At 68.1% G+C, this 17,815-nt stretch carries 18 protein-coding genes; 3 read left to right on the forward strand and 15 right to left on the reverse strand.

Annotation, left to right across the window (positions count from 1 at the left end; genetic code table 11):
* The 9 genes from atpA to prmC all read right to left on the reverse strand — a co-directional run bounded on the left by atpA (position 1) and on the right by prmC (position 7,600).
* On the reverse strand, positions 1-1,641 hold the full coding sequence (gene atpA / locus BQ2383_RS10990) for a F0F1 ATP synthase subunit alpha (protein ID WP_091033706.1): 1,641 nt from the start codon (positions 1,639-1,641) through the stop codon (positions 1-3).
* Positions 1,642-1,688: 47 nt separating this feature from the next.
* Entirely contained in the window at positions 1,689-2,480 is a 792-nt protein-coding gene (locus BQ2383_RS10995) for a F0F1 ATP synthase subunit delta (protein ID WP_091033708.1), read from the reverse strand.
* On the reverse strand, positions 2,480-3,034 hold the full coding sequence (locus BQ2383_RS11000) for a F0F1 ATP synthase subunit B (RefSeq protein WP_029261863.1): 555 nt from the start codon (positions 3,032-3,034) through the stop codon (positions 2,480-2,482). Before BQ2383_RS11000 ends, BQ2383_RS10995 begins: the two co-directional genes overlap by 1 nt.
* 27 nt (positions 3,035-3,061) lie before the next feature.
* The gene (gene atpE / locus BQ2383_RS11005) at positions 3,062-3,298 is read right to left on the reverse strand and encodes an ATP synthase F0 subunit C (protein ID WP_017830994.1); all 237 of its coding nucleotides are present in this window, start codon (positions 3,296-3,298) and stop codon (positions 3,062-3,064) included.
* Positions 3,299-3,341: 43 nt separating this feature from the next.
* Positions 3,342-4,061: a F0F1 ATP synthase subunit A gene (atpB, locus tag BQ2383_RS11010; protein WP_258134098.1), complete on the reverse strand. Its 720-nt coding sequence runs from the start codon at positions 4,059-4,061 to the stop codon at positions 3,342-3,344.
* 210 nt (positions 4,062-4,271) lie between these two features.
* Positions 4,272-4,790 (reverse strand): hypothetical protein, encoded by a 519-nt coding sequence (locus BQ2383_RS11015; RefSeq protein ID WP_091033711.1) that lies wholly within the window; start codon positions 4,788-4,790, stop codon positions 4,272-4,274.
* The gene (locus BQ2383_RS11020; RefSeq protein WP_029261866.1) at positions 4,790-5,959 is read right to left on the reverse strand and encodes an MraY family glycosyltransferase; all 1,170 of its coding nucleotides are present in this window, start codon (positions 5,957-5,959) and stop codon (positions 4,790-4,792) included. Before BQ2383_RS11020 ends, BQ2383_RS11015 begins: the two co-directional genes overlap by 1 nt.
* The gene (locus tag BQ2383_RS11025) at positions 5,956-6,687 is read right to left on the reverse strand and encodes an L-threonylcarbamoyladenylate synthase (protein WP_091033712.1); all 732 of its coding nucleotides are present in this window, start codon (positions 6,685-6,687) and stop codon (positions 5,956-5,958) included. The genes BQ2383_RS11020 and BQ2383_RS11025 overlap by 4 nt, the downstream gene beginning before the upstream one ends.
* Positions 6,688-6,739: 52 nt before the next feature.
* Positions 6,740-7,600: a peptide chain release factor N(5)-glutamine methyltransferase gene (gene prmC, locus BQ2383_RS11030; protein WP_091033715.1), complete on the reverse strand. Its 861-nt coding sequence runs from the start codon at positions 7,598-7,600 to the stop codon at positions 6,740-6,742.
* Between the two features lie 100 nt (positions 7,601-7,700).
* Here prmC and cysK point away from each other — a divergent pair, with 100 nt between their 5' ends.
* Positions 7,701-8,639 carry a cysteine synthase A gene (gene cysK, locus BQ2383_RS11035; protein ID WP_091033716.1) on the forward strand — a complete coding sequence of 313 codons (939 nt, stop codon included), beginning with the start codon at positions 7,701-7,703 and terminating at the stop codon, positions 8,637-8,639.
* 7 nt (positions 8,640-8,646) lie between these two features.
* Positions 8,647-9,216 (forward strand): serine O-acetyltransferase EpsC, encoded by a 570-nt coding sequence (gene epsC, locus BQ2383_RS11040; RefSeq protein WP_091033719.1) that lies wholly within the window; start codon positions 8,647-8,649, stop codon positions 9,214-9,216.
* A 19-nt stretch (positions 9,217-9,235) separates the two neighbouring features.
* On the opposite strand, the gene BQ2383_RS11045 is transcribed toward epsC, so the two are convergent.
* From BQ2383_RS11045 to lysA, 6 genes are all read right to left on the reverse strand, one after another.
* Positions 9,236-9,643, reverse strand: coding sequence for a phage holin family protein (locus BQ2383_RS11045; RefSeq protein ID WP_091033721.1), 408 nt, complete (start codon positions 9,641-9,643; stop codon positions 9,236-9,238).
* A gap of 28 nt (positions 9,644-9,671) precedes the next feature.
* Positions 9,672-10,751: a peptide chain release factor 1 gene (gene prfA / locus BQ2383_RS11050; RefSeq protein ID WP_091033724.1), complete on the reverse strand. Its 1,080-nt coding sequence runs from the start codon at positions 10,749-10,751 to the stop codon at positions 9,672-9,674.
* A gap of 11 nt (positions 10,752-10,762) precedes the next feature.
* The gene (rho, locus tag BQ2383_RS11055; RefSeq protein ID WP_167381608.1) at positions 10,763-12,763 is read right to left on the reverse strand and encodes a transcription termination factor Rho; all 2,001 of its coding nucleotides are present in this window, start codon (positions 12,761-12,763) and stop codon (positions 10,763-10,765) included.
* Between the two features lie 143 nt (positions 12,764-12,906).
* Positions 12,907-13,869 carry a homoserine kinase gene (gene thrB / locus BQ2383_RS11060; protein WP_091033729.1) on the reverse strand — a complete coding sequence of 321 codons (963 nt, stop codon included), beginning with the start codon at positions 13,867-13,869 and terminating at the stop codon, positions 12,907-12,909.
* Between the two features lie 2 nt (positions 13,870-13,871).
* Positions 13,872-15,176, reverse strand: a complete 1,305-nt coding sequence (locus BQ2383_RS11065) for a homoserine dehydrogenase (RefSeq protein ID WP_091033731.1) — start codon at positions 15,174-15,176, stop codon at positions 13,872-13,874.
* Positions 15,177-15,197: 21 nt separating this feature from the next.
* A complete protein-coding gene (gene lysA / locus BQ2383_RS11070) occupies positions 15,198-16,616 on the reverse strand; it encodes a diaminopimelate decarboxylase (RefSeq protein WP_091033734.1) in 1,419 nt (472 codons plus the stop codon).
* A gap of 147 nt (positions 16,617-16,763) precedes the next feature.
* Here lysA and BQ2383_RS11075 point away from each other — a divergent pair, with 147 nt between their 5' ends.
* A complete protein-coding gene (locus tag BQ2383_RS11075) occupies positions 16,764-17,810 on the forward strand; it encodes a YihY/virulence factor BrkB family protein (protein WP_091033736.1) in 1,047 nt (348 codons plus the stop codon).
* Positions 17,811-17,815 lie beyond the last annotated feature (5 nt).

Below are 17,815 nucleotides of genomic sequence, written 5' to 3' on the forward strand. Positions count from 1 at the left end.
TTACGCGCGACGACCCTTGACGATCTTCTCCTGGTTGACGTCCTCAGCCTCGGCTGCAGCGTGCTCCTCGTGGCCGGGAGCGCCGATGCCGGCGCCCTTGCCACCCTGGAACTCCAGGATGAATGCGTCCGTGTGCTTCTCGAGCTCTGCAACCGTGTCGTCGTCGAGGACGTTGGTGTCGCGCAGGGTCTCGAGAACCTGAGTGTTGCGGCGCAGGTAGTCCAGGAGTTCGCGCTCGAAACGCAGAACGTCGGAGACCTCGAGAGTGTCGAGCTTGCCCTTCGTTCCTGCCCAGATCGAGACGACCTGCTCCTCGACGGGGTACGGGGAGTACTGCGGCTGCTTGAGCAGCTCGGTCAGACGCGCACCACGGGAGAGCTGACGACGCGACGTCGCGTCGAGGTCGGATGCGAACATCGCGAAGGCCTCGAGCGAGCGGTACTGCGCGAGCTCCAGCTTCAACGTTCCCGAGACCTTCTTGATCGACTTGACCTGAGCGTCGCCACCGACTCGCGAGACCGAGATACCCACGTCGACCGCCGGACGCTGGTTGGCGTTGAAGAGGTCGGACTGCAGGAAGATCTGGCCGTCGGTGATCGAGATCACGTTGGTCGGGATGTACGCCGAGACGTCGTTCGCCTTGGTCTCGATGATCGGGAGACCCGTCATGGAACCTGCGCCGAGCTCGTCGGACAGCTTCGCGCAACGCTCGAGCAGACGCGAGTGCAGGTAGAAGACGTCACCCGGGTATGCCTCGCGGCCCGGCGGACGACGAAGGAGCAGGGACACGGCACGGTAGGCCTCGGCCTGCTTCGACAGGTCGTCGAAGATGATGAGGACGTGCTTGCCGCCGTACATCCAGTGCTGACCGATGGCGGAACCGGTGTACGGCGCCAGGTACTTGAAGCCGGCGGGGTCGGATGCCGGAGCTGCCACGATCGTGGTGTACTCCAGAGCACCGGCCTCTTCGAGCGCACCCTTCACCGAAGCGATGGTGGAGCCCTTCTGACCGATGGCGACGTAGATGCAGCGGACCTGCTTGTTGACGTCGCCCGACTCCCAGTTGGCCTTCTGGTTGATGATCGTGTCGATCGCGATGGCGGTCTTACCCGTCTGGCGGTCACCGATGATCAGCTGACGCTGACCACGGCCGACCGGGATCATCGCGTCGATGGCCTTGATGCCGGTCTGCATCGGCTCGTGCACCGACTTACGCTGCATGACGCCGGGCGCCTGCAGCTCGAGAGCGCGGACGCTCTCGGTGGCGATCGAGCCGAGGCCGTCGATCGGGTTGCCGAGCGGGTCGACCACGCGGCCGAGGTAGCCATCGCCGACGGGGACCGAGAGGACCTCGCCGGTGCGGGTGACTTCCTGACCTGCCTGGACACCGGTGAACTCGCCGAGGACGACGACACCGATCTCGTGCTCGTTCAGGCTCTGCGCGAGGCCCTTGGTGCCGTCGGCGAAAATCACGAGCTCGTTGGCCATGACGCCCGGCAGTCCCTCGACGTGCGCGATTCCGTCCGCGGCGTCGATGACGGTGCCGACCTCGGTCGCCCCGGCCCCGGAGGGCTCGTATGCTGCGGCGAAGTCCTTCAGCGCGTCACGGATGACGTCGGGGCTGATCGATAGTTCTGCCATTGTCTTCCCTTTGTATCTGGGTGCGCGGTTCCCCGCGCGAAGTCGTGTTAGCCCGCGAGCTTCTGGCGAAGATCTGCGAGTCGTGCGGAGATGCTGCCGTCGATGACGTCATCGGCGATCTGCACGCGCAGACCTCCGACGACGGCAGGGTCGATGACGACGTTGAGGGATACCTGACCGGCGTAGCGACGCGAAAGCGAGTCGCTGAGACGGGCGCGCTGTGCGTCGGTGAGCGGGGCCGCGGTGTGCACCGTGGCGACCACACGACCACGCTGGCTCGAGACGATGCTCATCGCTCGGTTCAGCAGTCGCCGTACGCGGCGCTCACGCGGCTGACGCACGAGCGACGTGATGATCAGCGTCGACGCAGCGCTCGTGGAGCCTTCGGCCAGGAGGCGCTCGACGAGAGCACCCTTGGCGTCTTCTCCCCCGAGGCTGCTGCCCAGGGCGAGCTCGAGCTCGGGGTTGGCCGCGATCACGCGGGAGAAGCTGAACAGCTCTCCCTCGATGTCCGTGCCGGGTTCCGCGATCGCGGCGGCGCGGATCGCGAGTTCCTCGATACCGTCCACCATCTCGCCGGCATTCGACCAGTGCTCCGCCACAGCGGTCTTCAGAACGCTGAGAGCGTCTGCAGAGAACCCACCGAAAACCGCGGCGACGACGGACTGTCGCGCCTCGGCGGGAGCGGCAGCATCAGCAAGCGCGCCGCTCAGCTGGGACGACTCGCTCACGGCACGCGCGGCAGCGAGAAGCTCCCGTGCGGTGTCGAGGGAGACGTCCTTCGCTGCGGCAAGCGTCTTGATGGATGCCGCGAGTGCCTGAGTGGTCGCGCTGCCCATTACTGAGCCGCCTTCTCGGATGCCTCGAGGTCGGCGAGGAAGCGGTCGACGACAGCCGTCGCACGTGCGTCGTCGGAGAGCGTCTCGCCGACCACGCCGCCGGCGAGGTCGATGGCGAGCGTTCCGACCTCGCTGCGCAGCGAGACGAGAGCGGTCTGCCGCTCAGCCTCGATCTGCGTGTGCGCGGTGGCGGTGATGCGTGCGGCCTCGGTGGACGCGGCATCCTTCGCCTCGGCGACGATCTTCTTGCCGTCCTCGCGGGCGGCCTCGCGGATCTCTCCGGCCTCGGTACGCGCCTCAGCGAGCTGACGCGTGTACTCCTCGAGTGCCGCCTCCGCCTGCTTCTGCGCCTCGTCGGCCTTGGCGATGTTGCCCTCGATGGCGGCGGACCGCTCGTCGAGCATCTTCGTGAGCCGAGGAAGGGCGACCTTCCAGACCACGATGAGGATGACGATGAACCAGAGGCCCGACCAGATGATGTCGTACCACGCAGGGATGAGGGGGTTGTTCGGCTCACCCTCTGCTGCGAGGTTCGTGACAAGAGCGTTCAGCATCCTGTCTCCTTCAGAAGTCGGTGAGGATTACGGGAAGGGGATGAATGCGACGGCGATGCCGACGAACGCAAGCGCCTCGGTGAAGGCGATACCGATCCACATGAGGACCTGGAGACGACCGGCCAGCTCGGGCTGACGGGCGACGCCCTCGATGGTCTTGCCGACGACGATGCCGACGCCGATGGCCGGGCCGATGGCTGCGAGGCCGTAGCCGACAGCTCCGAGGTGACCGTTGATTTCAGCGAGAACCGTAGTAGCGTCCACGGGGTTTTCCTTTCGTTGGGTGGGAAGGCTGATGCCTGCCCGCTCAGTGCTCTTCTGCGACCGCGAGCTGGATGTAGACCGCGGTGAGGACGGTGAAGACGTATGCCTGGAGGACGGCGACCAGGATCTCGAAGAGAGTGAAGGCGCCGCCGAAGGCGAGGGTTCCGACACCGAGCGCGGCCCAGCCGCCGCCTGCGGTGAAGAAGAAGAACTGGGTCGCGGAGAACGCGAGGACCAGGATCATGTGCCCCACGACGAGGTTCATGAGAAGACGAAGCGTCAGCGTGACCGGACGCAGGATGAATGTCGAGATGAGCTCGATGATCGCGACGATCGGCATCGCGGCGACCGGCACGCCCTGCGGGAACAGAGAGTTCTTGAAGAACTTGAGGCCGTGGCGCTTGATGCCCGCGTAGATGAAGGTCACGTAGCTGACCACGGCGAGCGTCAGCGGCACCGCGACGATCGCCGTTCCCGGCATGTTCAGGAACGGGATGATGCCCGTGATGTTCATGAACAGCACCATGAAGAAGATGGTGGTGAGGATCGGCAGGAAGCGATCGCCGTCCTTGCGCCCGAGCATGTCGTGGGCGACGTTGGTGCGGACGAAGCCGAGCCCCATCTCCACCAGGCTCTGGAAGCGTCCGGGGACGACCTTCATGCGGCGGGTGCCGAGCCAGAGGATGAGAACCACGGCGATCACCGCGAGCAACTGGACCAGGTGGATCCGGTTGACGGGGATCGGGCCTACGTGGAAGAGGATCTCCGGGAAGAAATCGTCGATCGAAGGGCCGTGGAACTCGCCGTCGGAGGCAAGTCGAGGGGTCAGGGTCGCAGCAAGATTAAACAGCGCGGGCTCCAGCTTCGGGGCACCGGTCTAAACCGGGGCGACGATGGTCGGTGTGCTACACAGCGCAAGCGCTCGCGGGCGAGCGGCGGGCACGTTTCAACAGTATCAGAATCTGAGGGTCACCTAAGACCGCGGGCCGCCGTCGACGGGACCTTCATCGATGTGATTCGCGTTGCCGGGTGCGCGGTCCTCTGGCACCTCGGTCGGCAGCGTCGTGTCGCTCACATTCGGCAGTCGCATGCGGGTGAGCACGATCACATCGATCGCGAGCGACATGAGCACGCCAGCCACGATCGAGAGGAAGAACACCATCGGCTCCAGCCAGGGCTGGCCGGCGAGCAGGATCATCGCGACGACGAACAGTCCGAGCTTGAGGAGCCAGCCGCCCAGGACGATGGCGAAGAACAGCTGCACGTAGATCGGGTCGCCGTACCAGCGGTTGGCGATGAGGATGCTGATGCCGGTGATCGCCAGGAACACGGCGGCCAGCAGCACTCCCAGCAGCCCGCTGATGAGGCCCTCTCCCCCGGCGACGGCGTAGCCGACACCGCCGGCGACGATCGCGAGTGCCGCGGTGGCGACCGCCGACCAGATGAGGGTGCGACGCAGGATCGGCGTGCTGGAAACGGGGCTCGGGCTCATCAGGACTCCACGGGTGTCGGGTCGGTGTCGGCGGCCGCTGCGCTCTTCCTGCGGCGGGTGGGGCTCAGGGTGACGACGAGGCAGGCGGCGATGCCCACCACGCCGAAGCCGACGCCGGGAAGGTACTGGCCGGGCCAGTCCTCCCGTGCACCGACGTACATCAGCAGGACGGCGAGCGAGATGACGGCGGTCCACGCGTAGAAGATGAGGACCGCGTCGCGGTCGCGGTGGCCGAGGTCCAGCATCCGGTGATGGAGGTGCTTGCGATCGGGTGAGAACGGAGATCGGCCGGCGCTCATGCGCCGGAGCACGGCCAGACCGAAATCGAGCAGCGGCAGCAGCACGACCAGCAGCGGCAGGAGGATCGGGAGGAACGCACCGATCAGCTGCGAGCGGCCGAGGCGCTCGGGGTCCAGAGCCGACGGATCCATCTGGCCGGTGATGGAGATCGCCGACGTCGCCATCAGCAGGCCGATCACCAGAGCACCCGAGTCGCCCATGAACAGCTTCGCCGGACTCCAGTTCAGCGGTAGGAAACCGAGGCAGGCGCCGATCAGGACCGCGGCGAGGAAAGTGGAGAGGTTGAAGTAGCTCGAGGCTCCGGAGTCACGCGTGAAGATGTAGGAGTACGCGAAGAACACGCCGTTCGAGATGAGACACACCCCGGCGACCAGCCCGTCGAGTCCGTCGATGAAGTTCACCGCGTTCATCACGATGACGATCGCGAACATGGTGATCGTGATGCTCAGCCAGCTGGATACCACGATGAGGTCGCCGAACGGCAACGACAGGATCTGCAGTCCGCCGCCCACGGTGATGAGTCCGGCGGCAAGGAACTGCGCGCCGAGCTTGATCATCCAGTCGATGTCCCAGAGGTCGTCGACCACGCCGATGATCGCGATCAGGAGCGAGGCGCCCAGGATCGACCACATCGTCTGCGGAGGGATCCAGATGCTCTGGAAGAACGGATTGATCGCCGAGAACCCGAAGGCGGCGGCGATGCCGAGGAAGATCGCCACACCGCCGAGGCGAGGGGTCGGCGTCGTGTGCACGTCGCGCTCGCGGATGCCGGGGTACAGCTTGAACCGGAGGCTGAGTCGCCAGACCGCCCAGGTCAGCGCGAAAGTGATCGCTGCCGTGAGGATGACCGTGGCGAGATACTGCTTCACGAATCCGCGTCCTGCGGCTCCTCCGCATGCACATGCTCCGCGTCCTGCGGCTCCTCGGCTTCGAGCAGATCGCCGAGCACCTCCTGCAGCTGTTCGCGCGTCACCGCACCGTCTCGGAGGATGCGAACAGTGCCGGGTTCGGCGTCCGCACCGCGGCGGACCAGAGACGTGGCGTCGACGATGGTGGAGGCGATGCCGTCCTTGCTCAGACCGTCGGCGAGGTACACGGCGACGCTGTCACCCAGCATCTGCTCCGCGTCCGATGCCGAGATCGCGGCGGGCTGGCCGGTGAGATTGGCGCTGGACACGGCGAGCGGTCCGGTCTCGGCCAGCAGCTCCAGTGCCACACGCCCCTCCGGCATCCGCACCGCGACGGTCCCGAGCGTCTCGCCGAGGTCCCACACCAGAGAGGGCTGGGCGGGGAGCACGATCGTGAGACCGCCGGGCCAGAAAGCCTCGATGAGACGTTCGACCGGTTCCGGGACGGACTCGGCCAGGGCGGCGAGCGTCTCCTTCGTACCGATCAGAACGGGCGGCGGCTGATCGCGGCCGCGTCCCTTCGCATCGAGCAGCCGCTGGACGGCGGCGGGAGAGAACGCATCGGCAGCGACGCCGTACACGGTGTCTGTGGGCATGACGATGAGTTCGCCACGGCCGATCGCCTGGCGCGCATGGCGCATGCCGGCGAGCAGCTGCGAGTCATCGCGGCAGTCGAAGATGGTTGACATGACGGTTCGATTCTATGCGGCGCGGGGGCGGCAGATGCTCAAAGGGTGCTGATCAGGGCCTGAGCGCTGTGGTGGTGCGGTCCCGCAGGGTGAGGTCACGATGCGTCGCCGGTGCGCGCCAGCCGTCCGCGGCAAGGATGTCCCTGATCGATTCCCCCTGCAGCTCGCCGTGCTCGATGACGAGAAGACCACCGGGGTGCAGGAGCGCGAGCGCCCGAGAACTGAGCACTCGCACGATGTCGAGGCCGTCCTCTCCCCCGTACAGCGCCATCGCGGGGTCGAAGAGTCGCACCTCCGGATCGCGCGGAATCGCGGCATCCGGCACATAGGGCGGGTTCGAGATGACGACCGATGCTGTGCCGTCGAGCTCGGGGAACGCCTCCCCCAGATCGGACAGCACGAGCGTCAGGTTGTCGACGCCGGCGACGTTCCGACTCGCCCACGCGTGCGCATCCTCGGACAGCTCGGCGGCGAAGACGCGGGCGTGCGGCACCTCCGTCGCCATCGCGAGGGCGATCGCTCCGCTGCCGGTGCCGAGGTCCACGCCGATCGGCTCGGGCTCGGCGGAGTTCAGCAGCGCGTCGATCGCGTACTGCACCACCGTCTCGGTTTCCGGCCGCGGCACGAACACCCCGGGCCCGACCGCCAGCTCGAGGTGACGGAAAGGAGCGGTCCCGGTGATGTGCTGCAGCGGCTCGCGCGCAGCACGGCGCGTCACCAGAGCATCCAGCGCACCCGCTGCCTCGTCGTCGACGTCGTCGCCGCGGATGATCGCGGCCTGCACTTCGCCGCGTCGCCGACCGAGGACGTGGCCCGCGAGCAGCTCCGCGTCGACCAGAGGATCGGGCACGCCGACGTCGGCCAGGCGCTGAGCGGCGGCGCGCACGAGGGCCGCGAGAGAGGTGTCGGACATGGGTTCCAGCGTAGAGCGCGCTGAGCCGTCACAATGCCCCCGCCCATAGGGCCCTCCCCTAGGCTGGACCGGCAGCGAACCCCGCACAGGAAGGCTCCTCATGCCCGGCATCCACTCCGACATCACGACCGCTTTCGGCAACACGCCGCTCGTGCGTCTGAACCGCGTGACCGAGGGCCTCGGGGCCACCGTGCTCGCCAAGCTCGAGTACTACAACCCGGCATCGAGCGTGAAGGACCGCATCGGCATCGCCATGATCAACGCGGCAGAGGCATCGGGCGAGCTGAAGCCCGGTGGCACGATCGTGGAGTCGACGAGCGGCAACACCGGCATCGCCCTCGCGATGGTCGGCGCCGCCCGCGGTTACCGGGTCATCTTGACGATGCCCGCCTCCATGTCGAAGGAGCGCCGCGTGCTGCTCAAGGCGTTCGGTGCGGAGATCGTGCTCACCGATCCCACCAAGGGTATGAGCGGCGCGATCGAGGAGACCAAGCGCATCGTCTCGGAGACGCCCGGCGCGATCTGGATCCGCCAGTTCGAGAACGCGGCCAACCCCCAGATCCACCGCGAGACCACGGCGCAGGAGATCCTCCGCGACACCGATGGCACCATCGACATCTTCATCGCCGGGGTCGGCACCGGCGGAACGGTGACCGGGACCGGACAGGCGCTCAAGGCGGCGAAGCCCGGCGTCCAGGTCATCGCCGTCGAGCCCAAGGACTCCCCCGTGCTCAGTGAGGGCCACCCCGGCCCGCACAAGATCCAGGGAATCGGGCCGAACTTCGTCCCCGACGTGCTCGACCGCGATGTGCTCGATGAGATCATGACCGCGGAGTTCGACGAGTCGCTGCGGGTCGCCCGCGAGCTCGCCGCCAAGGAGGGGCTGCTCGTCGGCATGTCTTCCGGCGCGGCCGTCGCTGCGGCGCTGAAGGTCGCCGCGCGCCCTGAGAACGACGGCAAGACGATCGTCGTCGTGATCCCGGACACCGGTGAGCGCTACCTCTCCACCGCCCTGTTCGAGGATCTGCGCGAAGACTGAGACGTCGATGAGCATGATCGGACGAATGCGCGAAGACGTCGCGGCGGCTCGTCTTCGTGACCCCGCCGCACGCAGCGCCGTCGAGGTCGCGCTGCTGTACCCGGGGCTCCACGCCATCTGGGCGCACCGCGTCTCGCACGCGCTCTGGCGACGTCGACTGCGGTTGCTCGCGCGCGCGGGCTCACAGCTGTCGCGCTGGCTGACCGGGATCGAGATCCATCCGGGCGCACACATCGGTCGTCGGTTCTTCATCGATCACGGCATGGGTGTCGTGATCGGCGAGACCAGCGTGATCGGCGACGACGTGATGCTCTACCACGGCGTGACTCTCGGCGGACGGACGCGCACCTCCGGCAAACGCCACCCCACACTCGGCGACGGAGTGGCCGTCGGTGCCGGTGCGAAGGTCCTCGGCCCCATCACCATCGGCCCCGGTTCGGTCATCGGCGCGAACGCGGTGGTCACCCGTGACGCTCCGGCGGACAGCATCCTCGTCGGGGTTCCGGCGAAGCCGCGCCAGCGTCACACCGGCGAAGACACCCGAGCGCTGCTCGCCGCGCCGGATTACGCGATCTGAGCGACGCCGACCGAACGGCCTAACGGCGCTTGGTCTTGACGGCCTCCACCTTCTTGCGAAGGAAGATGAGAGGAAGCAGGACGCTGCCGAGCGCCGTGATGAGCCACACGATGACCGAGCCGAGAAGCCAGCCGGTGAGGTCGGTGATGCGCAGTCCGCCGATGGGCAGCAGCACCACGATGATGAGGGAGATCAGCGTCGAGAAGATGCCGATGCCGCCCATGAGCACGGGGGCATAGCGCGTGGCCATCTTGCCCACCCACGGAGCGAGGACGCTCTGCAGGATCGCGAAGATCAGGATGCAGATGACGAAGCCCCACCACTTGTCCCACTCGATCTGGAACCCGTCGAGGGCGAGGTCGGCGGCGATCAGGCCGAGACCGGCCGACACGACATACATGAGGCCGCGGAACAGAAGTGTGATCACGGCCCGAGCATAGCGCTCGCGCGGCTTGTCAGGAGTCGGACCCGACCGCGGCGAGCCGTGCTTCCTCGTCGGTCGTGATCGCGCTCTCGATCAGCGGATCGAGCGCTCCGTCCATGACCTGATCGAGGTTGTACGCCTTGAAGCCGGTGCGGTGATCAGCGATCCGGTTCTCGGGGAAGTTGTAGGTGCGGATGCGCTCCGAGCGGTCCATGCCTCGGATCTGCGATCGGCGGGCATCGGATGCCGCGGCGTCCAGCTCCTCCTGCTGACGCGCGAGCAGCCGGGCGCGCAGCACACGCATGCCCGCCTCGCGGTTCTGCAGCTGGGACTTCTCGTTCTGCATCGACACGACGATGCCGGTCGGCACGTGAGTGATGCGCACGGCGGAATCGGTCGTGTTCACCGACTGCCCACCCGGACCGGATGAGCGGAACACATCGATCTTGAGGTCGTTCTGGTCGATGTGGATCTCTTCGGGCTCGTCGACCTCGGGGAACACGAGCACCCCGGTGGTCGACGTGTGGATGCGCCCCTGGGACTCCGTCGCCGGCACCCGCTGCACGCGGTGCACGCCGCCCTCGTACTTGAGGTGGGCCCACACGCCCTGCGCGGGGTCGGACGAGGATCCCTTGATGGCGACCTGGACGTCCTTGTAGCCGCCGAGGTCGGACTCGTTCCGCTCGAGCAGCTCGGTCTTCCAGCCCTTGGACGCCGCGTACTGGATGTACATGCGCAGCAGGTCGGCGGCGAACAGCGCGGATTCCGCACCGCCCTCCCCCGCCTTGATCTCCATGATCACGTCACGGGCATCGTCAGGGTCGCGCGGGATCAGCAGACGCCGCAGCCGTTCCTGCGCGGACTGCAGCTCTTCTTCCATCGCCGGGATCTCGGCCGCGATCGACTCGTCCTCCCGCGCGAATTCACGCGCGGTCTCCAGATCATCGGTCGCGGCGATCCACGCTTCATACGCGGCGACGATGCGAGACAGCTCGGCGTAGCGACGGTTCACGCGCTTGGCGCGGGCAGCGTCGGCGTGCACCGCCGGGTCGGAGAGTTCCTCCTGCACCCGGCGATGCTCGTCGATCAGAGTCTGGACGGACTCGAACACGGCTCAGCCGCTCAGCGGATGTTGTTGTCGTGCCCGTGCGCACCCGAGGGAAGCGTCGGGATCGACTTCTGCATCTGCACGAGGAACTCGACGTTCGAGTTGGTCTCCTTGAGCTTGCCGAGGACGACCTCGAGAGCCTGCTGCTGGTCGAGGCCGGCGAGGGCACGACGCAGCTTCCACGTGATCTTGACCTCGTCGGCCGAGAGCAGCATCTCTTCGCGACGGGTGCTCGACGCGTTCACGTCGACCGCCGGGAAGATGCGCTTGTCGGCGAGGGCGCGGGAGAGACGCAGTTCGCTGTTGCCGGTGCCCTTGAACTCCTCGAAGATGACCTCGTCCATCTTGGAGCCGGTCTCGACCAGCGCCGTGGCGAGGATCGTGAGGGATCCGCCGTTCTCGATGTTGCGCGCCGCGCCGAAGAACCGCTTGGGCGGGTACAGCGCCGACGCGTCGACGCCACCGGAGAGCACGCGGCCCGATGCCGGCGCAGCCAGGTTGTACGCACGTCCGAGGCGGGTGATCGAGTCGAGCAGCACGACGACGTCGCGTCCGAGCTCGACCAGGCGCTTCGCACGCTCGATGGCGAGCTCGGCGACCGTGGTGTGGTCTTCGGCCGGACGATCGAACGTCGAGGCGATGACCTCGCCCTTGACCGAGCGCTCCATGTCGGTGACCTCTTCGGGGCGCTCGTCGACGAGCACGACCATGAGGTGGACCTCGGGGTTGTTCTGCGCGATCGCGTTCGCGATCTGCTGCAGGACGATCGTCTTGCCGGCCTTGGGCGGCGCGACGATGAGACCGCGCTGGCCCTTGCCGACCGGGGCGACCAGGTCGATGATGCGCTGGGTCAGCTTCTCGGGGGCCGTCTCCATGCGCAGACGCTCCTGCGGGTACAGCGGGGTGAGCTTGCCGAACTCCACACGCGTGGCCGCGTCGTCGACCGACAGACCGTTGATCGAGTCGACCTTGACCAGCGCGTTGTACTTCTGGCGCCCCTGCTGCTCGCCCTCGCGGGGCTGCTTGATCGAGCCGACGACGGCGTCGCCCTTGCGGAGGTTGTACTTCTTCACCTGGCCGAGCGAGACGTACACGTCGCTGGGGCCGGCGAGGTAGCCGGTGGTGCGCACGAAGGCGTAGTTGTCGAGCACGTCGAGGATGCCGGCGATCGGGATCAGGACGTCGTCCTCGCCGATCTCGGTGTCGAACTCATCGGTCGGGACACCGCTGCGGCGCTTGTTGCGCTGACGGTTGCGGTTGTTGCCGCCGGCCTGGTCGTCATCGGCCGCGGGCTGTGCCTGCTGCTCCTGCGCTGCGCCGTTCTGGCCACGTCCACGGTTGCGGCTGCGGCTGCGGTTGCGACCGCGGCCACCCTGCTCCTCGCCACCGTCGGAGTCGTCGTCGCCGTTGTTGCTGTTCTGCGCGTCGTTGTGCTGCGCGTCGTTCTTCTGCGCGTTGTTGTTGTTCTGCGCGTTGTTGTTCTGAGCATTGCGGCCCCGCGCGTTGCCGCTCTGGGCGGGCTCGGCGGCGTCAGACGAGGCATCCGCAGCAGGCGCTGCATCCGTGGCCTCGGCCTCGGGGGCTGCCGCCTTCTGGGCGCCACGGCGTCCGCGGCCGGTCGACTTGGGTGCCGACTCCGCCGCAGCTTCTGCCGGAGCGGCATCCGCGGACGGCGCCTCAGCCGGAGTGGCTTCTGCTGCCGGGGCCTCGGCGTCTGCCTTCTTGGCACGGCTGCGACGCGGTGCCTTCGCCTTCGGCGCGGCCTCGGTGGTCTCGGCCGACGCCTCGGCGGGCGCGGCTTCGGTCTTAGACGCGGTCTCGGTCTTCGACGCGGGCTTCTCGGCCTTCGCTGCTTCGGCCTTCTCGGCCTTCGCGGCCGCGGTGGCGGTGCTGGCGCGACGCGGTGCACGCTTGCGCGCCGGTGCCGCCTCGGTTGCGGGTGCTTCGGACACCGAAGCGGACTGGTCGTTCTGGGTCTCGGAGAGGTTCTCCACGAGTACTCCCTTATATGTCATGGGGAATGAGCGTTGAACGCACACAACGGGTGCTGCGCGCGATCGCACGGGCTGACGCTCGGCGCCAGCCAGCCTCGGCACTTGTGCCACAGGGATTTGCGTGCGGGTCTTGCAAGAGTTGCAATGGGGCCAGATTCACGTAGTTACGTGGAGCCCTCCGCTCGAGTCCCCACTGTACCACCACGCACGTCGACTGCGAGCAGGAGCGCCTCCCACGGGGTGTCGGTGACTCGATCGGCCAGTTCCACCGCGTCTTGACGGCTGCCCGGCCCGTCGGCCAGCACGAGCACACTGGGACCGGCGCCGGACACGACGGCCGCGAAGCCCGCCTTGCGCAGCGCCTGCACGAGCCGCTGCGTCTCGGGCATCGCCTCGGCGCGGTAGTCCTGGTGAAGCCGGTCGGCGGTCGCGTCGAGGAGCAGTTCCGGACTCTGCATCAGGGCCGCGATCAGCAGCGCCGAGCGGGAGACGTTGAACACCGCATCCGCCGTGGACACCTGCGGAGGCTGCAGCGAACGCGCCTGCGAGGTCGACATCGTGTATGCGGGGACGAGCACGAGGGGCGAGACGCCGCGGTGCACGAGCAGCTTCTTGTGCTGCGGTCCGCGCTCCCCCACCCACGCGATCGTCAGCCCGCCGAACAGTGCCGGGGCCACGTTGTCGGGATGACCTTCGAGCTCGGTGGCGAGACGGAGCAGGTCGGCATCGTCGATCTCGACGTCGCCGTCGAGCAGTCCCTTCGCCGCGAGCACGCCGGCAGCGACGGCGGCACCCGAGGATCCGAGTCCGCGACCGTGCGGCACGCCGTTCTCGGCGATGATGCGCAGGCCGGGGACCGGACGCCCCGCGTCGGCGAACACGTACGCGATCGTGCGGACGATGAGGTTCGACTCGTCGCGCGGGATCTCGGCGGCACCGGAACCGGTCACCTCGATCTCGAGTTCACCAGCCGGCAGTGCCGTGACCTGCAGGGTGTCGTAGATGCTGAGCGCCAGGCCGAGCGTGTCGAATCCCGGGCCGAGGTTCGCGCTCGTGGCCGGCACCCGCACCTCGACGGTGCGGCCTTCGAACGGGCTGCCCTCGACGGGGGCGAGGGCTGACGCCATCGTCACTCGCCTTCCACCCGGAGCACCGAGACGACTCGGGCGACGACCGCACTGTCGGCGAGAGCGTCGACCGTGGCGCTGAGCGCCTGCTCCGTCGCGCGGTGCGTGCCGATGATCAGTCGTGCGGTCGGCTCGTCCTCGCCCTCGACGGTCTGCACGACCGTCGCGACCGAGACTCCGCCATCGCTGAGGATTCCGGCGACCGTGGCGAGCACGCCCGGCGCATCCGCGACCTCGAGGGTGATCTGGTAGCGGGTGGTGACGTGTCCGATCGGGACGACCGGGAGGTTGGCCCTGGTCGACTCGCCGACTCCGACGCCCCCGGCGATGTGACGGCGGGCTGCGGAGACGACGTCGCCCAGCACGGCGGAGGCGGTCTGGACGCCACCCGCACCCGCGCCGTAGAACATCAGGGAGCCGGCGGCCTCAGCCTCGACGAAGACCGCGTTGTTGGCTCCGTGCACGGAGGCGAGGGGGTGCGAGTTCGGCACCAGCGCCGGGTACACGCGCACCGAGATCGATTCGGCGCCGTTGGCCTCGATGCGCTCGCACACCGCGAGCAGCTTGATGACGAACCCGGCGGCGCGGGCCTCCTCGATCATCGACGGGGTGATCGAGGTGATGCCCTCGCGGTAGACGGCTTCGAGCGGCACGGCGGTGTGGAACGCGAGACTCGCGAGGATGGCGGCCTTCTGCGCGGCGTCGTAACCCTCCACGTCGGCGGTCGGGTCGGCCTCGGCGTAGCCCAGGCGCTGGGCGTCGGCGAGCACGTCGGCGAAGTCGGCGCCCTCGGAGTCCATCCGGTCCAGGATGTAGTTCGTGGTGCCGTTCACGATGCCCATGATGCGCACCACCCGGTCGCCGGCGAGCGAGTCGCGCAGCGGACGGATGATGGGGATCGCGCCGGCGGCCGCGGCCTCGTAGTAGACGGACGCGCCCACGCGGTCGGCGGCCTCGAACAACTCGGGGCCGTGCGTGGCGAGGAGGGCCTTGTTGGCCGTGACGACGTCGGCGCCGGAGCCGATCGCCTGCAGGATGCTGGTGCGGGCCGGCTCGATGCCGCCGATGAGCTCGATCACGATGTCGGCGCCCAGGATCAGCGTCTCGGCGTCGGTGGTGAAGAGCTCCTTGGGGAGGTCGACGTCACGCGGCGCATCGACGTCGCGCACGGCGATGCCGGCGAGCTCGAGTTCGGCACCGGCACGGTCGGCCAGCTCGTCGCCGTGGCGCAGCAGGAGCGCCGCGACCTGCGAGCCGACCGCTCCGGCACCCAGCAGTGCCACACGAAGTCGTCGGTATTCAGTCATGGTTGCTCCTTCGGAGGTGGGTCATTGGTCTCCCTCGGGGGCTTTCGCCCCGTCGATGCCCGCGTCACGGGCCAGCACGTCGTCGACGGTCTCGCCTCGGACGATGACCGTCGAGTGTCCGTCGCGCACGGCGATCACCGGCGGACGCGGTACATGGTTGTAGTTGCTCGCGAGCGGCACGCAGTACGCACCGGTGGTCGGCACGGCGAGCAGGTCGCCCGGCACCAGATCCTCCGGCAGGTACTCGTGGTCGACCACGATGTCGCCGGATTCGCAGTGCTTGCCGACGACCCGGCTGAGGCGAGGCTCACCGGATCCCGCGCGCGAGGCGAGGCGCGCCGAGTACTGGGCGCCGTACAGCGCAGGACGCGCGTTGTCGCTCATGCCGCCATCGACGCTCACGTACCGGCGCACGGCACCCGTCGCGACGGTCACGTCTTTGGTCGTGCCGACTTCGTAGAGCGTGACGCCCGCGGTGCCGACGATGGCACGGCCCGGCTCGAACGACAGGGCGGGAACGGGGATGCCGCGCGCGGCGCAGCCCTCCGCGACCGAGGTGACGATCGCATCCGCGAGCTCTTCGATCGGGGTCGGGTCGTCGACGCGCGTGTAGGCGATGCCGAAGCCGCCGCCGAGGTTGAGCTGCGGGACCGGACCGCCGTCGAGCAGCGTGGCGTGCAGATCGAGCACGCGGGATGCGGACTCGCGGAAGCCGGCGACGCCGAAGATCTGCGAACCGATGTGGCAGTGCAGCCCGGCGAACACCAAACCCGGGATCTCGCGGATGCGGGCGACCGCCGTCTCGGCCTCCGGGAGCGGGAAACCGAACTTCTGGTCCTCGTGGGCCGTGGCGAGGAAGTCGTGTGTCTCGGCGTGCACGCCGCTGATGACACGGACCAGCACCCGCTGGGTCGCGCCGGTGCGGGCGATGATCACCGCGAGCCGTTCGATCTCGATGGCGCTGTCGACGATGATCGTCCCGACACCGACCTCGACGGCACGCTCGAGCTCGGAGACGGACTTGTTGTTGCCGTGGAACCCGAGCGATGCGGGTGCGACGCCGGCGGCGAGGGCCACAGCCAGCTCTCCCCCGGTGCAGACGTCGACGCGCAGACCTTCGTCGACCACCCAGCGCGCGACCGTCGTGCAGAGGAACGCCTTACCCGCGTAGTACACCTGGGCCGTGGTGGCGTGCTCCGCGGCGGCACGGTCGAAGGCCAGCCGGAACCGCCGCGCACGACCGCGCACCTCAGCTTCGTCGAGCACGAGCAGCGGCGTGCCATAGGTGCGGGCGAGGGCGGTGGCGCTGACACCGGCGATGTCGAGTACCCCATCGGCATCGCGCACTGCGGATGCCGGCCAGACGCCGTCGGCGAGGTCGTTCGCGTCATCGGGCACGGCGAGCGATTCCGGAGCGAGCGAATCGGCAGAGAGAAGCACTGATCACCAATCGTGGGAAGGATCTCGGGCAGGTCGCGCACATCGAGGTTGACCCGATTCTAGGGCACCGGTCGCGTCTCCCTGGTCATGGTGACGCGCCGCGTCAAGCCCCTGCGGCAGCCCGTCTCCGCCTCCTAGGGTGGGGGCGTGGCGAACACTGAAACGACGAAAGACTCCTCCGAGCGTCCTGGTCTGATCCCCCGCATCACCGGACCGGTCATCGCGTGGGCTCTCGCGCGCCGGCCGGTGCGCGCGGCGCTGTTGTACACAGAGCGCCGCGGGCCGATGCTCGCCGACAGCGTCACCTACCGTGCGTTGTTCAGCGTGTTCGCGGGGGTGCTGCTGGGCTTCTCGATCGCGGCTCTGTGGCTCGCCGGGAACCCGGTGGCATGGCAGGCGATCATCGACGCCGTACAGTCGGCCGTGCCCGGGCTCATCGGTGAGGACGGTGTGATCAAGACGAAGGACCTCCAGGCTCCGGCGTCCCTGTCGCTCGCCGGGATCATCTCGCTGATCGCTCTCGTCGGCGCGGCCCTCGGTGCCATCGGGTCGCTCCGCACGGCCGTGCGGGTTCTCGCGGGCACGCTGCAGGATGACATCCTCTGGATCTGGGTGATCCTCCGCAACCTCGCGCTGGCGATCGGCATCGGCCTGGCCTTCGTCCTCTCGGCGGCCGTCACCTTCGCCGGACAGTTGGGGGTCTCCTGGATCGCAGACCTGCTCGGGTTGCCGGCCGATGCGCCGGTCGTGGCCTGGACCGTGCGCCTGCTCTCCCTCGTCGTCGTCTTCGCTCTCGACACGGCGATCATCATCGGCGTGTTCCTCCTCCTCTCCGGGGTACGACCGTCAAGGCGGTCGCTCTGGTCGGGAGCACTGCTCGGCGCCGTGGGCCTGCTGGTCCTGCAGGAGCTGTCCGGATTGTTCGTGGGAGGAGCGACCAGCAACCCGCTTCTCGCGTCCTTCGCCTCCCTACTCGCGCTGCTGATCTGGTTGAACTTCTCGGCGCAGGTGATGCTGTTCGCGTGTGCGTACATCGTGACCGCCGAGGAGGAGAAGGCCGACCGCGTGCACGCCCGCTTCGCGGCGACGACCTTCGTCCAGCGGCGTCTGCAGCGCGCCGAGGTCGACGTCCAGGTCGCCACCGCGGAGCTGCGTGCCGCGCAGGAGGCCGCGTCCGCCGAGAAGTCCGCCTAGCCGTA

This window comes from Microbacterium oxydans, assembly GCF_900095745.1.
Classification (GTDB): Bacteria; Actinomycetota; Actinomycetes; order Actinomycetales; family Microbacteriaceae; genus Microbacterium; species Microbacterium oxydans_B.